This window comes from Micromonospora sp. NPDC048169, assembly GCF_040652815.1.
In the GTDB taxonomy this organism is placed as follows: domain Bacteria; phylum Actinomycetota; class Actinomycetes; order Mycobacteriales; family Micromonosporaceae; genus Micromonospora.
Genome location: NZ_JBEZMS010000025.1, coordinates 1 through 17,703, shown reverse-complemented (window position 1 = coordinate 17,703; position 17,703 = coordinate 1). Strand labels below are relative to the sequence as shown.

The 17,703-nt window shown below is 74.0% G+C and carries 16 protein-coding genes and 1 pseudogene; 9 read left to right on the top strand and 8 right to left on the bottom strand.

What is annotated here, in order from left to right:
- Nucleotides 1–199: 199 nt before the first annotated feature.
- From AB0D28_RS20785 to AB0D28_RS20775, 3 genes are read right to left on the bottom strand one after another with little or no spacing between them, the layout of a single operon-like run.
- Entirely contained in the window at nt 200–1,150 is a 951-nt protein-coding gene (locus AB0D28_RS20785) for a VWA domain-containing protein (protein WP_302907890.1), read from the bottom strand.
- Complete coding sequence (locus AB0D28_RS20780; protein WP_357388012.1) at nt 1,147–2,094, bottom strand: DUF58 domain-containing protein; 948 nt, start codon at nt 2,092–2,094, stop codon at nt 1,147–1,149. Before AB0D28_RS20780 ends, AB0D28_RS20785 begins: the two co-directional genes overlap by 4 nt.
- A complete protein-coding gene (locus AB0D28_RS20775; protein WP_357388010.1) occupies nt 2,073–3,179 on the bottom strand; it encodes a MoxR family ATPase in 1,107 nt (368 codons plus the stop codon). Before AB0D28_RS20775 ends, AB0D28_RS20780 begins: the two co-directional genes overlap by 22 nt.
- 254 nt (nt 3,180–3,433) lie before the next feature.
- On the opposite strand from AB0D28_RS20775, the gene AB0D28_RS20770 reads away from it, so the two are divergent.
- The 3 genes from AB0D28_RS20770 (at nt 3,434) to AB0D28_RS20760 (ending at nt 5,842) form a co-directional block, all read left to right on the top strand.
- On the top strand, nt 3,434–3,643 hold the full coding sequence (locus AB0D28_RS20770; RefSeq protein ID WP_357388008.1) for a hypothetical protein: 210 nt from the start codon (nt 3,434–3,436) through the stop codon (nt 3,641–3,643).
- Nucleotides 3,644–3,716: 73 nt separating this feature from the next.
- The gene (locus AB0D28_RS20765) at nt 3,717–4,244 is read left to right on the top strand and encodes a PH domain-containing protein (RefSeq protein ID WP_357388006.1); all 528 of its coding nucleotides are present in this window, start codon (nt 3,717–3,719) and stop codon (nt 4,242–4,244) included.
- 242 nt (nt 4,245–4,486) lie between these two features.
- Nucleotides 4,487–5,842 carry a PH domain-containing protein gene (locus AB0D28_RS20760; protein WP_357388131.1) on the top strand — a complete coding sequence of 452 codons (1,356 nt, stop codon included), beginning with the start codon at nt 4,487–4,489 and terminating at the stop codon, nt 5,840–5,842.
- 10 nt (nt 5,843–5,852) lie between these two features.
- On the opposite strand, the gene AB0D28_RS20755 is transcribed toward AB0D28_RS20760, so the two are convergent.
- Complete coding sequence (locus AB0D28_RS20755) at nt 5,853–6,920, bottom strand: phosphatase PAP2 family protein (protein WP_357388004.1); 1,068 nt, start codon at nt 6,918–6,920, stop codon at nt 5,853–5,855.
- Between the two features lie 114 nt (nt 6,921–7,034).
- Between AB0D28_RS20755 and AB0D28_RS20750 the strand changes: the two genes are divergently transcribed.
- Both AB0D28_RS20750 and AB0D28_RS20745 read left to right on the top strand, forming a co-directional pair.
- Nucleotides 7,035–7,439 carry a hotdog domain-containing protein gene (locus AB0D28_RS20750; RefSeq protein ID WP_357388002.1) on the top strand — a complete coding sequence of 135 codons (405 nt, stop codon included), beginning with the start codon at nt 7,035–7,037 and terminating at the stop codon, nt 7,437–7,439.
- Nucleotides 7,436–8,263: an MBL fold metallo-hydrolase gene (locus tag AB0D28_RS20745; RefSeq protein ID WP_357388000.1), complete on the top strand. Its 828-nt coding sequence runs from the start codon at nt 7,436–7,438 to the stop codon at nt 8,261–8,263. The genes AB0D28_RS20750 and AB0D28_RS20745 overlap by 4 nt, the downstream gene beginning before the upstream one ends.
- 19 nt (nt 8,264–8,282) lie before the next feature.
- On the opposite strand, the gene AB0D28_RS20740 is transcribed toward AB0D28_RS20745, so the two are convergent.
- Together AB0D28_RS20740 and AB0D28_RS20735 are read right to left on the bottom strand one after the other, a co-directional pair.
- Nucleotides 8,283–9,182 carry an aminoglycoside phosphotransferase family protein gene (locus tag AB0D28_RS20740; protein ID WP_357387998.1) on the bottom strand — a complete coding sequence of 300 codons (900 nt, stop codon included), beginning with the start codon at nt 9,180–9,182 and terminating at the stop codon, nt 8,283–8,285.
- Between the two features lie 7 nt (nt 9,183–9,189).
- Nucleotides 9,190–9,699, bottom strand: coding sequence for a MarR family transcriptional regulator (locus tag AB0D28_RS20735; RefSeq protein WP_357387996.1), 510 nt, complete (start codon nt 9,697–9,699; stop codon nt 9,190–9,192).
- Between the two features lie 153 nt (nt 9,700–9,852).
- Between AB0D28_RS20735 and AB0D28_RS20730 the strand changes: the two genes are divergently transcribed.
- The gene (locus AB0D28_RS20730; protein ID WP_357388129.1) at nt 9,853–11,013 is read left to right on the top strand and encodes a multidrug effflux MFS transporter; all 1,161 of its coding nucleotides are present in this window, start codon (nt 9,853–9,855) and stop codon (nt 11,011–11,013) included.
- Between the two features lie 11 nt (nt 11,014–11,024).
- Here AB0D28_RS20730 and AB0D28_RS20725 read toward each other — a convergent pair whose 3' ends face one another.
- Nucleotides 11,025–11,954: a carbohydrate kinase gene (locus AB0D28_RS20725; protein WP_357387994.1), complete on the bottom strand. Its 930-nt coding sequence runs from the start codon at nt 11,952–11,954 to the stop codon at nt 11,025–11,027.
- Between the two features lie 322 nt (nt 11,955–12,276).
- Between AB0D28_RS20725 and AB0D28_RS20720 the strand changes: the two genes are divergently transcribed.
- A complete protein-coding gene (locus AB0D28_RS20720; protein ID WP_357388127.1) occupies nt 12,277–13,413 on the top strand; it encodes a lytic polysaccharide monooxygenase in 1,137 nt (378 codons plus the stop codon).
- 60 nt (nt 13,414–13,473) lie between these two features.
- Here AB0D28_RS20720 and asnB read toward each other — a convergent pair whose 3' ends face one another.
- The gene (gene asnB, locus AB0D28_RS20715; protein ID WP_357387992.1) at nt 13,474–15,435 is read right to left on the bottom strand and encodes an asparagine synthase (glutamine-hydrolyzing); all 1,962 of its coding nucleotides are present in this window, start codon (nt 15,433–15,435) and stop codon (nt 13,474–13,476) included.
- Nucleotides 15,436–15,547: 112 nt separating this feature from the next.
- On the opposite strand from asnB, the gene AB0D28_RS20710 reads away from it, so the two are divergent.
- Nucleotides 15,548–17,023, top strand: coding sequence for an aminopeptidase P family protein (locus AB0D28_RS20710; RefSeq protein WP_357387990.1), 1,476 nt, complete (start codon nt 15,548–15,550; stop codon nt 17,021–17,023).
- 265 nt (nt 17,024–17,288) lie between these two features.
- A pseudogene (locus AB0D28_RS20705) lies at nt 17,289–17,703 on the top strand (hypothetical protein); the annotation flags it as partial.

Genomic DNA, 17,703 nt, shown 5'->3' with positions numbered 1-17,703 from the left:
CGCGGCGGAGCACCCGGTCACGACTTCGTGCGCGTACGCCCCGACCCCCAACGGCCCGCACCGGGCCGCCCGTCGCCACGGAGCACACCCATGAGCCGTTACGTCGCCCCGCTGGGCTTCACCCTCGCCGCCGTCTGGGTGGCCGTCCTGTTCGTGCTGGTCGGCGGCGGTCACTGACCGCCGCCGGCCGGTTCCCGGCTCAGACCAGCCGGGACGTCCAGAGCAGACTCAGCCCGCCCGCGCACAGGGCCAGCAGCAGCGCGATCCCCGCGTACCACTGGGTGATCTCACGCGGCTCGGTGCGGTAGCCGATCGAGCTGCCCATGTCCTGGTAGACCTGCTTCAGCTCGCTGGCCGAAGCCGCCTCGTAGAAGAAGCCCTGCGTGGTCTCCGCGAGCTGGGACAGCGCGGTGCGGTCCACCGGCACCCGCTGGAGCTGCCCGCCGATGTCGACCTGCCCGGAGTCGGTGCCGAACGCGATGGTGGACACCGGCACGTTCGCCGCCTGCGCCGCCGCCGCGGCCTCCTCCACCGACCGGCCCGACGTGCGGTAGCCGTCGGAGAGCAGCACGATCCGGGCCGGCGGGATGCCGGCGGCGCCGTCGGCCGGCACCGAGCGGATCGCCTCCAGGCAGGTGAAGACCGCCTCGCCGGTGGCGGTTGCCTCGGCCAGCACCAGCCCGTCGATGGCGGTGGTGACGGCGGCCCGGTCCTTCGTCGGTGGCACCAGCACGTTCGCCGACTTCGCGAACGAGACGAGCCCCAGGTTGTAGCTCTGCGGCAGCTCGCCGACGAACTGCTTGGCCGCCTCCTGCGCCGCCTCCAGGCGGTTCGGTGACACGTCGTCGGCCTGCATCGACAGCGACACGTCGATGGCGAGCATCACGGTGGCCCGCTCCAGCGGCTCCCGGGTGTCGATCGCCGGACGGGCCAGCCCGGTCGCCAGCACCAGCAGGCAGAGCAGGAACGCGGTGGCCGCCACGTGCCGCCGCCAGCCCAGTCCCTTGGGCGCGACGGTACGCAGCAGGTCGACGTTTGTGAACCGCAGGGCGTACTGCCGGCGGTGCAGTTGCCGCCAGACGTACGCGGCGGCGAGGGCGAGCACCGGCAGCACGGCGAGCAGCCACCACGGTTGCAGAAAACGGATCATCGAGTCGTCCCTCTGGTGCGGGCGTGCCGCTGCGCGGCGACGAAACGCACCATGTCCAGCAGCCAGTCTCGGTCGGTACGCAGGCGCAGGTGGGCCGCGCCCGCGGCACGCAGTTCGGCGGCGATCGCCCCGCGCTGGGCGGCCGCCGCCTCGGCGTACCGGCGGCGCAGGCCCGGGTCGGCGGTCTGCACCTCGTGCAGCTCCCCGCTCTCCGGGTCGACCACCGGCAGCACCCCCACGTCGGGCAGTTCCAGTTCCCGCGGATCGACCACCTCGACGGCCAGCACGTCGTGGCGGACCCGCAGCTTACGCAGCGGACGGCCCCACTGCTGCGGCGGCGCGAGGAAGTCGGAGATCACCACCGCGACGCCGCGCCGCCGGGGCGGCCGGTTGAGCATGTCGACGAGCGCGCCGAGGTCGCTGCGGCCGGGCCGGATCTCGGCTCCGGCGACCGCCCGCAGCAGCCCCTGGGCCTCCTTGCGGCCGGAGCGGGCGGGCAGCCGCAGCATCGTGCCCGGCCCGCCGGTGCCGACCACCGCCCCGATCCGGTTGCCGCCCCGCACGGTGAGGTGGGCCAGCGCGGCGACGGCGGCCACCGCCACGTCCCGCTTGAGCCACCGTCCGCTGCCGAAGTCCAGGCTGGCCGACATGTCCACCGCCAGCCACGTCTCCAGCTCGCGGTCGGCCACCGTACGCCGAACGTGCGGCATGGTGGTGCGGGCGGTGACCGGCCAGTCCATCCGGCGCACGTCGTCGCCGGGCCGGTACTCCCGGGACTCCCCCGCCTCGCTGCCCGGTCCGGGCAGCAGCCCGGCGTAGTCGCCCTGGAGCAGGCCGTCCAGCTTGCGGGTCACCATGAGCTGGAGCCGGGCCAGCACGGCCCCCGAGCGGTCGCCGGCGGCGCTCAGCGGGGTGGGCGAGGTCACGGCCGCTGCCCGGGCCACCCGTTGTGCGGCACGGCCGGCGGCGGTGGTGTGGCCTGCTGGCGGGGCGCGACGGCGGGCAGCGGGATGGTCGACATCACCCGGTGCACGATGTGGTCGGCCGGCACGTCGTCGGCGAGCGCGTCGTAGCTGAGCACCAGCCGGTGGCGCAGGATGTCCGGCGCGATGTCCTGCACGTCCTGCGGCAACGCGTAGTCCCGGCCGCGCAGCAGCGCCAGCGCGCGGGTGGCCCGGACCAGGCCGAGCGAGGCGCGCGGGCTGGCGCCGTACTGGATGAGCTGGGCGACGTCGGGCATGCCGTGCTCGGCCGGCGCCCGGGTGGCGAGCACCAGCCGCACCGCGTAGTCGACCAGCGCGTTGTGCACGAACACCTGGTCGGCCTTGTGCTGGAGGGCGACCAGGTCCGGGGTGTCGAACACCCGGGCCGGCTCGGGCGGCGTCACGCCCATCCGGTAGACGATCTCGCGCTCCTCGGCATCGGTCGGGTATCCCACGACGATCTTCATGAGGAACCGGTCCCGCTGTGCCTCCGGCAGCGGGTAGACGCCCTCCTGCTCGATCGGGTTCTGGGTGGCCATGACCAGGAACGGGTCCGGCACCCGGTGGCTCTCGCCGCCGATGGAGACCTGCCGCTCGCTCATCACCTCCAGCAGCGCCGACTGCACCTTGGCCGGCGCGCGGTTGATCTCGTCGGCGAGCAGGAAGTTGACGAAGACCGGGCCCAGCTCGACGTCGAACTTCTCGCTGGACTGCCGGTAGATCCGGGTGCCCATGATGTCGGCGGGCACCAGGTCGGGGGTGAACTGGACCCGGGCGAACGAGCCGCCGACGACCCGCGCCAGGGTCTCCACGGCGAGTGTCTTCGCCACCCCCGGCACGCCCTCCAGCAGGCAGTGGCCCCGCGCCAGCAGCGCGACGAACATCCGCTCGACCATCCGGTCCTGGCCGACGATCACCCGCTTGGTCTCGAACAGGGCCCGCTCCAGCAGCGTGGCGTCCTGGGCCGGGGTGGTGCCCGCCGGGGGCGGCGCGTCCGGCGCCGCCTCGGTCGGGTTCGGCACGTCGGGTGTGGTCGGCTGGGCCACCGGTCCTCCACAGCAGGGTCGTCGTCGCGGCGTGGTGCGTACCAAGACTGTCATGCCTCCCTGAGAGCCGAGGGTGGGAGAGGCACGATTTTCGCCGCGCCGTCCGGCCACGCCGTCCCGGCGTGCGGAAAACGCTGAACACGGGTGGACAACGAGGGGTCCGCAGTGTGTACGATTCACCCCGTCGCCGGGCGGCTCCCCCCGTGGCCGCCCGGCGCTAAAACTCCCGGCGTGCGGCCTCTAGACTCGCCCCGGTGACGACTCCCACCAGCCCGGACGAAACGCTGATCTGCTCGGCGCGGGGATGTCGCGCACCCGCCGCGTACCAGCTCCGCTGGCACAACCCCCGCCTGCACGCGCCGGACCGGCGCAAGACGTGGCTGGCCTGCCCGGAGCACCGGGGGTCCCTCGGCGACTTCCTCGACGCACGCGGCTTCCTCCGCGAGGTGGTCCCGCTGCCCTGATCGCCTACGCTCGAAGCGTGAGCGAGCAGATGATCCGAGCCCGTACCGGCGGCGAACACGGCAGGTCTCCCCGATGAGCGGTGACGGTCCCGCCGGCCCGCCGCCCGCCGCGCGCAGCGCGCTGGAGCCCTGGCCGGACACGGTCCGCTGGCAGCCGATCTCCCGCGACCTGATCTGGGTGGAGCTGATCCGGCTCGGCATCGGGCTGGCGGTGACGCTCGTGGTGCTCGGCGCCGCCTGGGCGCTGGCCGGGCACTGGCTGCTCGGCGCCGCCGTGGGCGGAGCGCTGCTGCTGGGCGTCTGGCGGTCCGTCACCATCGTGCGCGCGGTCCGCGCCTGGGGGTACGCCGAGCGCGACGACGATCTGCTCGTGCGGCACGGCCTGCTGGTGCGGCGGCTGTCCATCGTGCCGTACTCCCGGATGCAGTTCGTCGATGTGAGCGCCGGTCCGCTGGAGCGCGCCTTCGACCTCGCCACAGTGCAATTGCATACGGCGGCGGCCGCGAGCGACGCCCGGGTGCCCGGTCTGCGCCCGGCCGAGGCGTCCCGGCTGCGCGACCGGCTGACCGCGCTGGGCGAGGACCGGGCGGAGGGCCTGTGAGCGACCGGAGCGAGCCCGGCGCCCCGCCGCCCCCCGACGACCGGTCCGAGCCGACGCCCGGCCCGCCCGCGCCGGGCCACGGTCCGCCCGCCGCGCCGCCCGCCCCTGGGCCGCCCGGATACGGACCGCCGCAGCCCGGCTACGGGCCACCGCCCGGCTACGGGCCGCCCGGCTCGGCGGCACCCGGTCACGGGCCGTCGCCCGGCCCCGATCCGGCGGCGCCCGGGCCGTGGCCCGCGCCGCTGCCGCCGTACCCGGGACTGTGGGGTCCGGCCGCCGGACCTGTCGGTGGCGAGGAGCCCCGGCAGCGGCTGCATCCGCTCAGCCCGGCGCTGCACGGCGCGAAGTCGCTTGTCGTGGTGATCGCCGGGCTCTCCTGGTCGACGCTGTCGCGGGTCGGGTTCGGCTGGTTCGCGGTGCTGGTCACGGTCTTCGTCCTCGGCGCCACGGTGCTGTCCGTGGTGAGCTGGTGGAACACCGGCTACCACCTGGTGGGCCGCGAACTGCGGGTCCACGAAGGGCTGCTGTGGCGGCGTACCCGGGCCATCCCGCTGGAGCGGTTGCAGGCGGTGGAGGTGGTCCGGCCCCTGCTGGCCCAGCTCACCGGCCTGGCCGAGCTGCGGCTGGAGGTGGTCGGCGGGGGCAAGACCGAGGCGCCGCTGGCCTACCTCAGCGTGGCCGAGGCCACCGCGCTGCGGCAGCGGCTGCTCGCGGTCGCCGGTCGCTCAGGTCCGGCGCCCGCACCGGCTGCCGAACCCGGCCTCCCGGCCGTGCCCGCGCCGGAGGGGCGCCGGCTGCACACCGTCCGCAACCAGGACCTGCTGGTCAGCCAGCTGCTCACGCCGCAGGCGTTCCTGCTGCCGCTGGGCCTGGTCTTCGTCGGCGCGCAGTTCCTCTCCGAGGACTCGTGGTCGTTCATCGCGGTGGCGAGCACGCTCACCGCGATGGCCGGCGTGGTGCTGCAACCGATCCGCCGGGTGCTCGACGACTGGAGCTTCCGGCTCGACCGGGACGACGGCACGCTGCGCGTGCACAACGGGCTGCTGGAGACGCGGGTGCAGACCGTGCCGCTGCACCGGGTGCAGACCGTACGGGCGACCTGGCCGCTGCTCTGGCGGATGAAGGGATGGCTGCGGCTGCGGCTGGAGGTGGCCGGTTACTCGGCCGGTGAGCCGGACGACCGCAACCGCCCGGACCGCCTGCTGCCGGTCGGCGACGCGGACACCGGCGCGCGGGTCGTGGCGGAGGTGCTGCCCGGCGTCCGGCTGGACGCGCTGCCCGCCACGCCGCCGCCGGCACGGGCCCGGTGGCTGCGCCCGCTGAGCCGCAAGGTGGTCGGCGCCGGCCTCGACGATCGGGTGTTCGTGGCCCGCTCCGGGCTGCTGACCCGCCGGTTGACGCTGGTGCCGTACGCCCGGATCCAGAGCGTGCGCGTCACCCGGGGTCCGGTGCAGCGGCTGCTGCGGCTGGCCACGGTGCACGCGGACACCGCCGGTGGGGCCGGGGCCGCGGCCGTCGACAGGGACCTGGCCGACGCGTGGGCGCTGGCCGCGGAGCTGACCGAGCGCTCGCGGGCCGCCCGCCGTACCGACCGCTGACCCGCCGGGCCTACCGGCGCTCGGCGGGCACCGCGTCCCGGTCGTCGGCGGCCCGGTCCGGGGTGTCGGTGGTGTCGCCGACGGCGGGCGGCTCGCCGGCGGCGACGGCGGGCTCGCCGGCACGCCGGGCCCGCCGCGCCGCCCACCAGCGCTCGGCCAGGCCGACCACCAGGAACGTCATGCCGACGTACGCCCAGCCGACCAGCACGTCGATCAGGTAGTGCTCACCGCTGTACATCAGCGTGAACGTCATGGCCAGCGGATACGCCAGCATCAGCGGCCACCAGCGCTTGCGCACCGAGCGCATGAAGAACAGCACCACGAACAGCGCGAACGCGGTGTGCAGCGACGGCATTGCGGCGACCGGGTTGGAGGCGATCTGCCCGGCGTTGAGCAGGTTGCCCGCGCCGTGCATGCCGATCTCCTTCCAGCCCCGGGTGGAGATCCGCGCGACCTCGGTGAGCAGGCCGTTCTGGGCCGCCCACCACGGCGGCGCGGCCGGGTAGGCGAAGTAGGTGACCAGCCCGGCCGCGCACAGGAAGCCCCAGCGGGACATGTACGCGATCCAGCGCCGCCGGTTGCGCATCCACAGCACCGCCGCGGCGGCGAACGTCGCCACGAAGTGCGAGAAGTAGATCCAGCTCACCAGCACGTCCCACCAGCGCACCTCGGCCGGGTCGTACAGCCGCTCCTGGAGCCAGATCGTCGGCACCTCGCCGCCGGTGAGCCATCCGGTGAGGAACCGGTCGGCGACGATCAGTTCCATGGCGTGCGGGGTGGCGCCGTTGTCGGCGAACCCACGGGACAGGTTGTACGCGGCGAGCAGCAGCACCACCGGGATCCAGTCCCGGGCGAAGCGCAGGTGGCTGCGCCACGGGCGGTCCGAGTTCCAGGCGATGGTGCCGGCCCAGATCCACAGGAACGCGTACGCCGGGTCGGTGGGCAGGCCGATGGCGAGCCAGGCGGCGACGAACGCGACGCCCCAGATGGTCATCGCGATCACACGGCGACGCCCGCCGTCGGGCGATTCGGTGGTCGCGTCGGGGGCGGGGGTCGGAGATTGTGTCTGCTCGGCCATCGCGGACAAGGTTAACGGCGGGCGACGGGCGGGCCTGCGGGCGGGCGGGAACGACGCGGGGGCGGCGGCTCGGACGCCGGACGGACCCGGGCCGGCTGCACTAGGCTCGGCCGCATGCAGGAGCAGCCGGAGCCGCCCTTCGCGCCGGGCCTGACCGCCCGGGTCGAGCTCACAGTGACCGACGCCGACACCGCGCAGGCGGTCGGCTCCGGGGACGTGCCGGTGCTCGGCACCCCACGGGTGCTGGCGCTGGCCGAGGCGGCCACGGTGGCCGCCACCGCGACCCGGATGCCGCCGGGGTCCACCACCGTCGGCGTACGGGTCGAGCTGGAGCACCGCGCGGCCACCCCGGTCGGGCGTACCGTTTCCGCCCACGCCGAGCTGGTGAAGGTCGACGGGAAGCGACTCGTCTTCGACGTGACTGTCACCGACGGGCCCACTGTGGCGGCGCGGGGCCGGGTCGAGCGGGCGCTCGTCGACCGGCAGCGCTTCGTCGAGCGGGCTCTCGGCCCGTCATGACCGCCGGGTTCACCGAGGTCGCCACCGGGGTGTACGTGAGACGCGAGCCGGTGCTCGCGGTGAACGTGGTGCTGGTGGCCGGTGACGGCGCGGCGCTGCTGGTGGACACGCTCTCCACCGCCGCGCAGGCCGGGGAGCTGGCGGAGGCGGCGCGGGCGGTGACGCCTCACCCGTGGACGATCGTCAACACGCACCACCACTTCGACCACTGCTTCGGCAACGCCACGCTGGCCGGGCCGGACACCGCGATCTACGCGCACGCCCAGGCCGCGGCGGCGCTGCGGGACCGCCCCGAGGCGGTGCGCCGGGCCGCGTACGAGGAGATGCGCGCCGGGCATCCGGCGCTGGCCGAGGAGCTGGCGCGGACCGAGCTGCGGGCGCCGACGCGCGAGGTGGTCTCCGAGACGGTGCTCGACGTGGGCGGCCGGCGGGTGGTGCTGCGCCATCCCGGGCACGGGCACACCGACGCCGATCTGGTGGTGCACGTGCCGGACGCGGACGTGCTCGTCGCTGGCGACCTGGTGGAGCAGAGCGGGCCACCGGCGTTCGAGGAGTCGTACCCCCTGAAGTGGCCGGACGCGCTGGCCGACCTGCTGCGGCTGACCACGCCCGCGACGGTGGTGGTGCCCGGCCACGGCGAGCCGGTCGGCGCGGACTTCGTCCGCGAGCAGCACGCGCAGCTCGCGCGGCAGGCGTGGCTGATCCGCGCCGGGCACACCGGCGGCGCGCCGCCGGAGCGGGTGGCGGCCGAGTCGCCGTTCGGCGCCCGGCCGGGCCTGATCGCGGCCCGGCGCGGCTACGCGGAGCTGGACGGCACGGCCTGACCGGCGGCGGAGGCCGAAGTCAGCCGGCGTCGGCCAGGATCTCGCGGAGACGGTTGCGGCACTCGGCGACGAACGCCGGGAACGTGTGCCAGTAGTAGGAGACGCCGCTGGCCGCCACGCCGAGCGCCCAGGCGCGGGCCCGCGCCCAGGTCACGTCGTCCACGCCGAGCGCCTCGCGGTAGGCGTGCCGGGCGGGTGGCGGGAGGTCCCAGATCGGCGCGTGTTCGGCGTCGGGGTGCCCGACGGCGAGGCCGCCGAAGTCGATGACCGCCCGCAGCCGGCCGTCGCGCACCAGCAGGTTGGTGGGCTTGAGGTCGCCGTGCAGCCAGACGTGCGGCCCGGCGGGTTCGGGCAGGGTGAGGGCCTCGCGCCACAGCCGCTGGAGCGTGCCGACGTCCGCCTCCTCCCCGATCAGGGTCCGGCAGTCGTCGAGCGCCGGGGAGATCCAGGTGTCGCAGGGACGCAGGCTGCCGCCGCGGTATCCACCCAGCGGGCCCGCCCGGGTCGCGCCGAGCAGGTCGGCCGCGTGCAGGTGCCGGACGAACGTCGCCAGGTCGGTGCCGAGGGCGGCCCAGTCCCCGACGGTGCCGGGCCGGACCTCGTCGCCCGGTATCCACCGCAGCACCGACCAGGGCAGCGGGAAGGCGGCGCCCGGCGTGCCCGCGTACAGCGGTTCGGGCACGCGCACCGGCAGCAGCGGCGCGAGCCGGGGCAGCCACCGCTGTTCCTTGCGCAGGGCAGTGGACTTCTCCGCCGTACGGGGCAGCCGGACCAGCAGGTCGGTGCCGAGGCGGTACATCGTGTTGTCGGTCCCGCCACCGGCGGGCGTCACCGGCAGGGCGGCCCACTCGGGGCGCTGCTCGGTCAGCAGCGCGCGGACCACGCCCTCGTCCACCGGTATCTCGTCCTGGTGCAGCACCCCGCGATCATGTGCCGAGGGGCGGTACGGCGGCCACCGGGTTTCCCGCCGCGGGTTCGGACCCCTCGGGCCGGACGGGTCCGGCGAGCGCGTCGCGCAGCGCGTCGAGGTGCGGGGCGGCGGCCAGGATCGCCGCCCGCGCCGGCGGGTCCAGCGCGTCCAGGGCGGCGGCGAGCAGCGCCGCGCGGTGGGTCGCGTAGTGGGCGATCCGCGCCCGGGCGGCGTCGGTGGTGCGCAGCCGGACCACCCGGCGGTCGGCGGGGTCACGGTCGCGAGCCAGCAGCCCGGCGTCGGTGAGGTCGCGGACCAGCGTGCTCACCGTGTTGGGCGCGGTGCCGAGACGCCGGGCCACCTCCTTGCCGCTGATCCCCGGCGTCTGGTGGACCAGCAGGAGCACCTCCACCTGAGCCTCGGGCAGCGGGTCCCGCCCGGCGCGCGCCATGGCTCGGCGGCGCAGGAGCCGGTGCACCTCGCCCAGCGCCGCGCCGAACCGCGCCACCTGCTCGTTCGTCGCCACGGAGTCACCCGCCTCACATCGCAATAGTTCTGACTACAGAGGTAAGGTACCCCGAAGCACCGGATCAGGGGGTACCCACTCGTGAGCAACGCCGCGCCCGCCGCCGCGCGCCCGACCGATCGCACCACCGCGTCCACCGCACCCACCGGCGGCGTGACGCTGCTGCTCCTGCTCGGCGGGCTCACCGCGGTCGGCCCGCTGTCGCTGGACATGTACCTGCCGGCGTTCCCGGCCATGACCCGCGACCTCGGCGCCGACCAGGCCGGCATCCAACTCTCGCTCACCACCTACCTGATCGGCCTGGCGTTCGGCCAGCTCGTCACCGGACCGCTGAGCGACCGCTGGGGGCGCCGCCTCCCGGTGCTGGTGGGCCTGGTCGCGTACACGGTGCTGACGCTGGCGTGCGCCGCAGCGCCGAACGCCCCGCTGCTCGCCGTCGCCCGGTTCGCCCAGGGTATGGCCGGCGGCATGGGTGTGGTGGTCGCCCGCGCGGTGGTCCGCGACCTCTACGCGGGCCGCGCCGCCGCGAAGTACTTCTCCCGGCTCATCCTGGTCTTCGGCGTGGCGCCGGTGGCGGCGCCGGCCGCGGGCAGCCTCGTGCTGCGGTTCGGCTCGTGGCGGGCCGTCTTCCTGGTCCTGGCCGTCATCGGGGCGATGCTCGCGGTCGCGGCCGCGCTGCGCCTGCCGGAGACGCTGCCGGCCGAGCGGCGCAGCACCGGCGGTCTCGGGGGCACCCTCCGGACCATGCGGTCGCTGCTCGCCGACCGGGTCTACCTCGGGTACGCGCTGACACAGGGCTTCGCGTTCGCCGGGCTGTTCGCGTACATCTCGGGGTCGTCCTTCGTGTTCCAGGACGTCTTCGGTGTCTCCATGATGGTGTACAGCGTGATCTTCGGGGTCAACGCGCTCGCCCTGGTGGCACTCGGGCAGGCAAACGCCCGGCTGCTCGACCGGTTCTCCCCGCGCCGGCTGCTGGTCACCATGCTCGTGGTCGGCCTGGTGGCGGCGGCCGGCGTGCTGACCGGCGCGCTGGCCGGGAGCCTGGTCGTGACGGCGGTGCCGCTGTTCGTCTTCGTCGGCTCGATCGGCATGGTGATGCCGAACAGCACCGCGCTGGCGCTGGACGCGCACGCCCGGCACGCGGGCACCGCCGCCGCGCTGATGGGCGGCATCCAGTCGGTGGTGGGCGCGCTGGCCGCCCCGCTGGTCGGGCTGGGCGGCGAGGGCAGCGCGCTGCCGATGGCAGTGGTCCTGGCCGGCGGGTCGCTGCTGTCCCTGACCGCCGTCCTGACGATGACCCGCCGGCGCGCCTGACCCCGGCGGGTTCACGGGAAGCGGGCGGACACCCGCGCGCGGGTGGGCATGGCGGTGGCGCCGCCCGGTGACTCGCACACCACAGCCGCCACCCGCAGCGCGAACGCGACCCGCTCCCGCCACCCGGCCGGGTCGGCCGGGTCCCCGGCGACCAGCAGGTCGGCGATCAGCGCGCCCATCACCGAGTCGCCCGCGCCCGTCGCGTCCACCGCGTCCACCTTCGGGGCGGGGACGCGTACCACGTCGTCGGCGGCGGCGACCAGGGCACCGTCCGCGCCGAGCGTGACCACGACCGTGCCCGCGCCCAGTTCCCGCAGGTACGCGGCGACGCCCTCGACCGGCTCGTCCGGGTAGAGCAGCCGCGCGTCGGCGCTGCTGAGCTTGACCAGGTGCGCGGCGGAGGCGAACTCGGCGACGACCGCCCGCAGCCCGTCCAGCGCGCCCGGTGCGGTGAGCAGGCGGGGCCGCACGTTGGGGTCGAACACCCGCAACCCGCCCGCGATCGACCAGGCGCGGCGGGCGGCGGCCAGCACCGGCGGGTCGAGCAGCACGATCGAGCCGCAGTAGAGCACGTCCGCGCCCTCGACCAGCGCCACGTCCAGGTCGTCCGGGCCGAGCAGCGCGTACGAGCGGGGTTCGCCGTAGAAGCGGAAATCCGGCTCGGGCCCGGCGAAGGTGGCCACCGCCAGCGCGGTCGGAGCCGGCACCGTGACCGTCCCGCTCACGTCCACACCGGCGTCGGTGAGGAAGGCGCGGATCCGTCCGGCCAGCGCGTCGTCGCCGAGCGACCCGACGAACCGCGCGTCCCCGCCGAGCCGGGCGACCGCCACCGCGACGTTCAGTGGACCGCCGCCGATCGCCTGCCGGTAGACGGGTTCTCCGTCGTGCTCGGCGTCGAGCAGGTCCACCAGCGCCTCGCCGAGCACCACCGCGTACCCCATCCTGGCTCCTCTCGTCGTCTCCCCCGATCCTGGCGCATGCCGGCGCCACGCCGCGCCGGGACCCGGGCATCGAGCAGCGCCTATTGCGGGCGGGGAGCGGACGTGGTGGGATGGCGGTGCCGGGTAACGACGCGGGGGCTGCCGCGTCACCGGCCGCCGGGTCGAGCCGACGCGAGGGCATCCACGCGGTCCGTGGGCAACGGATCGCAGACGGTGCGCGCCCGCCGACGGCCCCGGCCGCGCAGGCGCGGGCACCGCGATCGCCGCATCCGCTCGTCCCAGCGGAGCGGGCCGAACCAGGCCACGCTCCGCGAGTCAGGAGATCCCCGTGCACCGATCCCGTACGGCCGCGTTGCTCACCGCGGCCGCCACCCTGGCCCTGGGCGCGTTCGCCCTGGCCACCAACTCCGGACCGGCGGCCGCGCACGGCGCGGCCATGACGCCGGGCGCCCGCACCTACCTGTGCTGGAAGGACGGCCTCACCGGAACCGGTGAGATCCGGCCGAACAACCCCGCCTGCTCGTCGGCGGTGGCCGCGAACGGGGCGAACTCGCTGTACAACTGGTTCAGCGTGCTGCGCTCCGACGCCGGCGGGCGGACCGTCGGGTTCATCCCGGACGGCAAGCTCTGCAGCGGCGGCAACCCCAACTTCAGCGGGTACGACGCGGCGCGCAACGACTGGCCGATCACCCACCTGACGGCGGGCCGGTCGATGGAGTTCCGGTACAGCAACTGGGCCCACCACCCGGGCACGTTCTACTTCTACGTGACGAAGGACAGCTGGAGCCCGAACCGCCCGCTGGCCTGGAGCGACCTGGAGGAGCAGCCGTTCCTGCAGGTGACCAACCCGCCGCAGCGCGGCGCGGTCGGCACCAACGACGGTCACTACTACTTCACCGGCAACCTGCCGTCGAACAAGAGCGGCCGGCACATCATCTACTCGCGCTGGGTCCGCTCGGACAGCCAGGAGAACTTCTTCGGCTGCTCGGACGTGACGTTCGACGGCGGTAACGGCGAGGTGACCGGGATCGGCTCGGGCGGCAGCACCCCCCCGACGACCGCGCCGCCGACCACCGCGCCGCCGACGACCGCTCCCCCGACGACCGCGCCGCCGACCTCACCCCCGCCGGTGACGACCAGCCCGACCATGCCGGCCGGCTCCTGCATGGCGGTGTACAAGGTGGTCACCGCCTGGGGTGGCGGCTTCCAGGGCGAAGTGACGATCATGAACCACAGCACCCGGACCTACTCCGGGTGGACCGCGAACTGGACCTGGCCCAGCGGCCAGACCATCAACCAGGTGTGGAACGGCACGCTGAGCGGCAGCGGGGCGTCGGTCAGCGTCTCCAACGCCGCCTACAACGGCAGCGTCCCGCCGGAGGGCACCACCACGTTCGGCTTCACGGCGAACTTCTCCGGCACCAACTCCCTGCCGACGGTCACCTGCACCGGTCGCTGATCCCGTAACGGGAAGGGCCCCCGGGGAACACCCCGGGGGCCCTTCCTCGTCACGCTCGGGTCAGCGGACCATGCTGCCGACGACCGGCTTGGTGAGCAGCGCGGACTGGTTGCGCTGGATGCCCGGGTCGAGCGTCTTGGCCACGAAGATGGCGTGCCAGATGCAGAAGATCAGCACGGTCCACACCTTGCGGGAGTGGTCCGCCTCCTCCCGCTTGTGCTCCTCCAGCAGGCGCATCGCGTACGACAGGTCGATCAGGTCACCGGCGCCCGAGGTGGACAGCACGTGCCGCGCCCACTCGTACATCTCGCCGCGCAGCCAGACCCGGGTCGGGGTCGGGAAGCCCAGCTTCTTGCGGTTGACGATGGCCGGCGGCACCACGCCCTGCAGCGCCTGGCGCATCGCGTACTTGGTGGCCTCGGAGCGGGGCGGCAGCTTCAGGTCGACCGGGATGCCGGCGGCGACGTTGAAGACCTCCCGGTCCAGGAACGGCACCCGCACCTCGAGCGAGTGCGCCATCGAGATCCGGTCGGCCTTGACCAGGATGTCGCCGCGCAGCCAGGTGTAGAGGTCGACGTACTGCATCTTGGTGACGTCGTCCAGTTCGGTGCACTCGGCGTAGATCGGCGCGGTCACGTCGGTGTAGCGCACCGAGGGGTCGTAGCGGCGCAGCAGGCGCTGCTTCTCCTCCTCGGTGAACATCCGGGCGTTGCCGTAGTAGCGCTCCTCGATCGGGGTGGTGCCGCGTTCCAGGAAGCTCTTGCCCTTCACTCCCTGCGGGATCGCCTTGGAGACCGCGCGCAGCCCCTTCTGCACGCCGTCGGGCAGGCTGTTCACCGCGTTGAGCGACAGCGGCTCCCGGTAGATGGTGTAGCCGCCGAAGAACTCGTCCGCGCCCTCGCCGGAGAGCACCACTGTGACGTGCTCGGCGGCCTTCTTCGCCACGAAGTAGAGCGGCACCAGCGCCGGGTCGGCCACCGGGTCGTCCAGGTGCCAGACGATCTTCGGCAGCGCGTCGATCATGTCCTGCGGCCCGATCTTGGTCGGGATGGTGGTCACGTCGAGGTGCCGGGCCGAGTCCTGGGCCACGTCGATCTCGGAGTAGCCGGGCACGTCGTAGCCGACGGTGAAGGTGAGGATGTTCGGGTTGAACTCGCGGGCCAGCGCCACCACGGCGGTGGAGTCGATGCCGCTGGACAGGAACGAGCCGACCGGCACGTCCGAGCGCATGTGCATCCGGACGCTCTCCCGCAGCGTCTCCCGGATGTCGTGGTAGAGCCGCTGCTCGTCGGAGACCGGGGCCGGGCGGAACACCGGCCGGTACCAGCGGCGCACCTCGATCCGGCCACCAGGGGTCCAGGTCAGGTACTCCCCCGAGCCGATCCGGCTGATCCCCTTGTGCAGCGTGCCCGGCTCGGGCACGTACTGCAGGGTCAGGTAGTGGCTCAGGTTGGCGGTGTCGATGCCCGCGTCGCCCTGGTACGCCGAGTGCGCGAACGGCAGCAACGCCTTCTTCTCCGAGGCGAGGTAGAGGCCGTCCTGGGTCTCCAGGTAGTGCAGCGGCTTGATGCCGAAGTAGTCCCGCGCGCCGAAGGCCCGCCGCTCCTGCCGGTCCCAGATCACGAACGCGAACATGCCGCGCAGCTTGGTGAGCACCTGCTCACCCCAGTAGTGGTAGCCGGCGACGATCACCTCGCCGTCGCCGTTCGTGGCGAACTGGGCGCCGTAGTCGCGGATCAGCTCCTCGCGCAGCTCGATGTAGTTGTAGATCTCGCCGTTGAAGGTGAGCAGGTAACGCCCGCCCGCGTAGGGCAGGGGCTCGTGGCTCAGCGCCACGTCGATGATCGCCAGGCGCTTGTGCGCGAACACACCGTCCGCGTACCGGCCGGAGGCGTCGCCGACCACCTCGACCCCTGTCTCGTCCGGGCCACGGTGGTGCAGGCACTCCAGTGCGCCGGCGATGTGGTCGCGGTGGGCGGCGGCGTCGCCGCGCGCGCTGAAGAAGGCCAGGAGTCCGCACATGGCCGCCATCTTTCCACGCGCCGGAAGCCGTCGTCGCGGCACCGCAGGCACCTACCGCTGTCGTGCGCGCGGTACCGTCGGGACCAGCGATGAGGCTCAGGGAGGGCGGATCATGGCCGAGGAGCGGACCCGGCAGGGCAAACCGGCGGACGGCACGGAGTCGCACGACCCGGATTTCCCGGAGGCGTTCCTGTCGTTCATGCGGCAGGGCTGGCGGGACACCGAGCTGCCGGTCACCCCGCGTCCGGAGGTGCCCAACCACGCCAAGCGGCGGGCCGCGCTGGCCGAGGCCTTCCCGGGCGAGACGCTCGTCATCCCCACCGGCAACGAGAAGGTACGCGCCAACGACACCGACCACCGGTTCCGGCCGGGCAGCGACTTCGCGTACCTGACCGGCGACCTGGAGCCGGACAGCGTCCTCGTGCTGCGGCCGGGCGGCGAGTCCACCCTGTTCATGCGGCCCCGGTCGTCCCGGGCGACCGACGAGTTCTTCCGCAGCCGCCACGGCGAGCTGTGGGTGGGCCGCCGGCCGACGCTGCGGGAGAAGTCCACCGAGCTGGGCCTGCCGACGGCCGACCTGAGCGAGCTGGACGCGGCGCTGGCCGAGCTGGCGCCGGGGCGTACCCGGGTGCTTCGCGGTTTCGACGCCCGGGTGGACGCGGCGGTGCGCCGGTACGACGGCGCGCGCGCCGAGGGGCAGCCCGGCCGCGACCGCGAGCTGGCGATCGCGATCGCCGAGCTGAAGCTGGTCAAGGACGAGTGGGAGATCGCGCAGCTCCAGGAGGCGTGCGACGCCACGGTGCGTGGCTTCGAGGACGTGGCGCGGGCGCTGCCGGCCGACCGGGGGGTCTCCGAGCGTCTGCTGGAGGGCGTCTTCGCGCTGCGCGCCCGGCACGACGGCAACGACGTCGGCTACGGCTCGATCGTCGGGGCCGGCGAGCACGCCACGATCCTGCACTGGGTGCACAACCACGGCGCCACCCGTCCCGGTGACCTGCTGCTGATGGACATGGGCGTGGAGAACCGCAACCTCTATACCGCCGACGTCACCCGGGTGTTCCCGGTCGACGGCCGGTTCACGCCGTTGCAGCGCCAGGTGTACGACGCGGTGTACGCCGCGCAGCAGGCCGGCATCGAGATGTGCCGTCCCGGCGTGGCGTTCCGGGACGTGCACCTGGCCTCGATGCGGGTCCTCGCGGAGGCGCTGAAGGATCTCGGGCTGCTGCCGGTGAGCGTGGACGAGGCGATGGACCCGGCCTCCACCGTCTACCGGCGGTGGACGCTGCACGGCACCAGCCACATGCTCGGCATCGACGTGCACGACTGCGCCAACGCGCGCAAGGAGAACTACCGCGAGGGGCCGCTCGGCGAGGGGTACGTGCTCACCGTCGAGCCGGGCCTCTACTTCCAGCCGGAGGACGAGCTGGTCCCGGAGGAACTGCGGGGCATCGGCGTGCGGATCGAGGACGACATCCTGGTGACCGCCGACGGCCCGGTGAACCTGTCGGCCGGCCTGCCGCGCGCCTCCGCCGAGGTGGAGACCTGGCTGGCCGAGCAGCGTGAGGCGGGCCCCCGCCTGCCCGGCTGATCCCGCGGCCGCGATCTTCGTCGGGCCCCGTCACCGCGCCTCCATGGTCCGGTGACGGGGCCCGCCGCCGTCTGGGCCGTTGCGGTCCCGCACACGTGGTTGCTCACCGACCGCCATTAGTGGGAGGAATGCGGGCTTTTCTCGGATACGTCCTCTTCGCGAGGACCCTTCTCATACGGTGTCGATCAGAGGCTACAACCGGTTTGTAGCTGGTCGCCCGACCTGGGGCGGTGCGACCCGTTTGGGAAGAACCGAAAGGGCTCTCATGTCGAACGACGTAACGACACCGGACGGCGGCGCTCCGATGGCGCCTCCGCCGCGGACGAGCAGGCGGCGGGCGCTCTGGGTCGCCACCGGCGTGGCCGGGCTGACCGGCGTCGTCGGGCTGGCGGCGCTCGGCGGTCTCGCCGCCCGCGACGACAAGTCCGGCACCGAGCCGGTGGCGGACAACCACGCCGCGGCGCCGCAGAGCGCCGGCGACGGCTCCCGCGCCGAGGGCGGCAAGGGCGACGACGGGTACGGCAAGGACGGCGAGGACCGTGGCCAGGAGGGCCGCGACCGTGGCGAGTGGGGCCCGGACAAGGGCGGCAAGGACGGCAAGGACGACCACGGCAAGACCCGCGAGGTCCCCTGCAAGGACGAAGCCCTGATCGACGCCCTCGAACTGGCCAACCGCGACC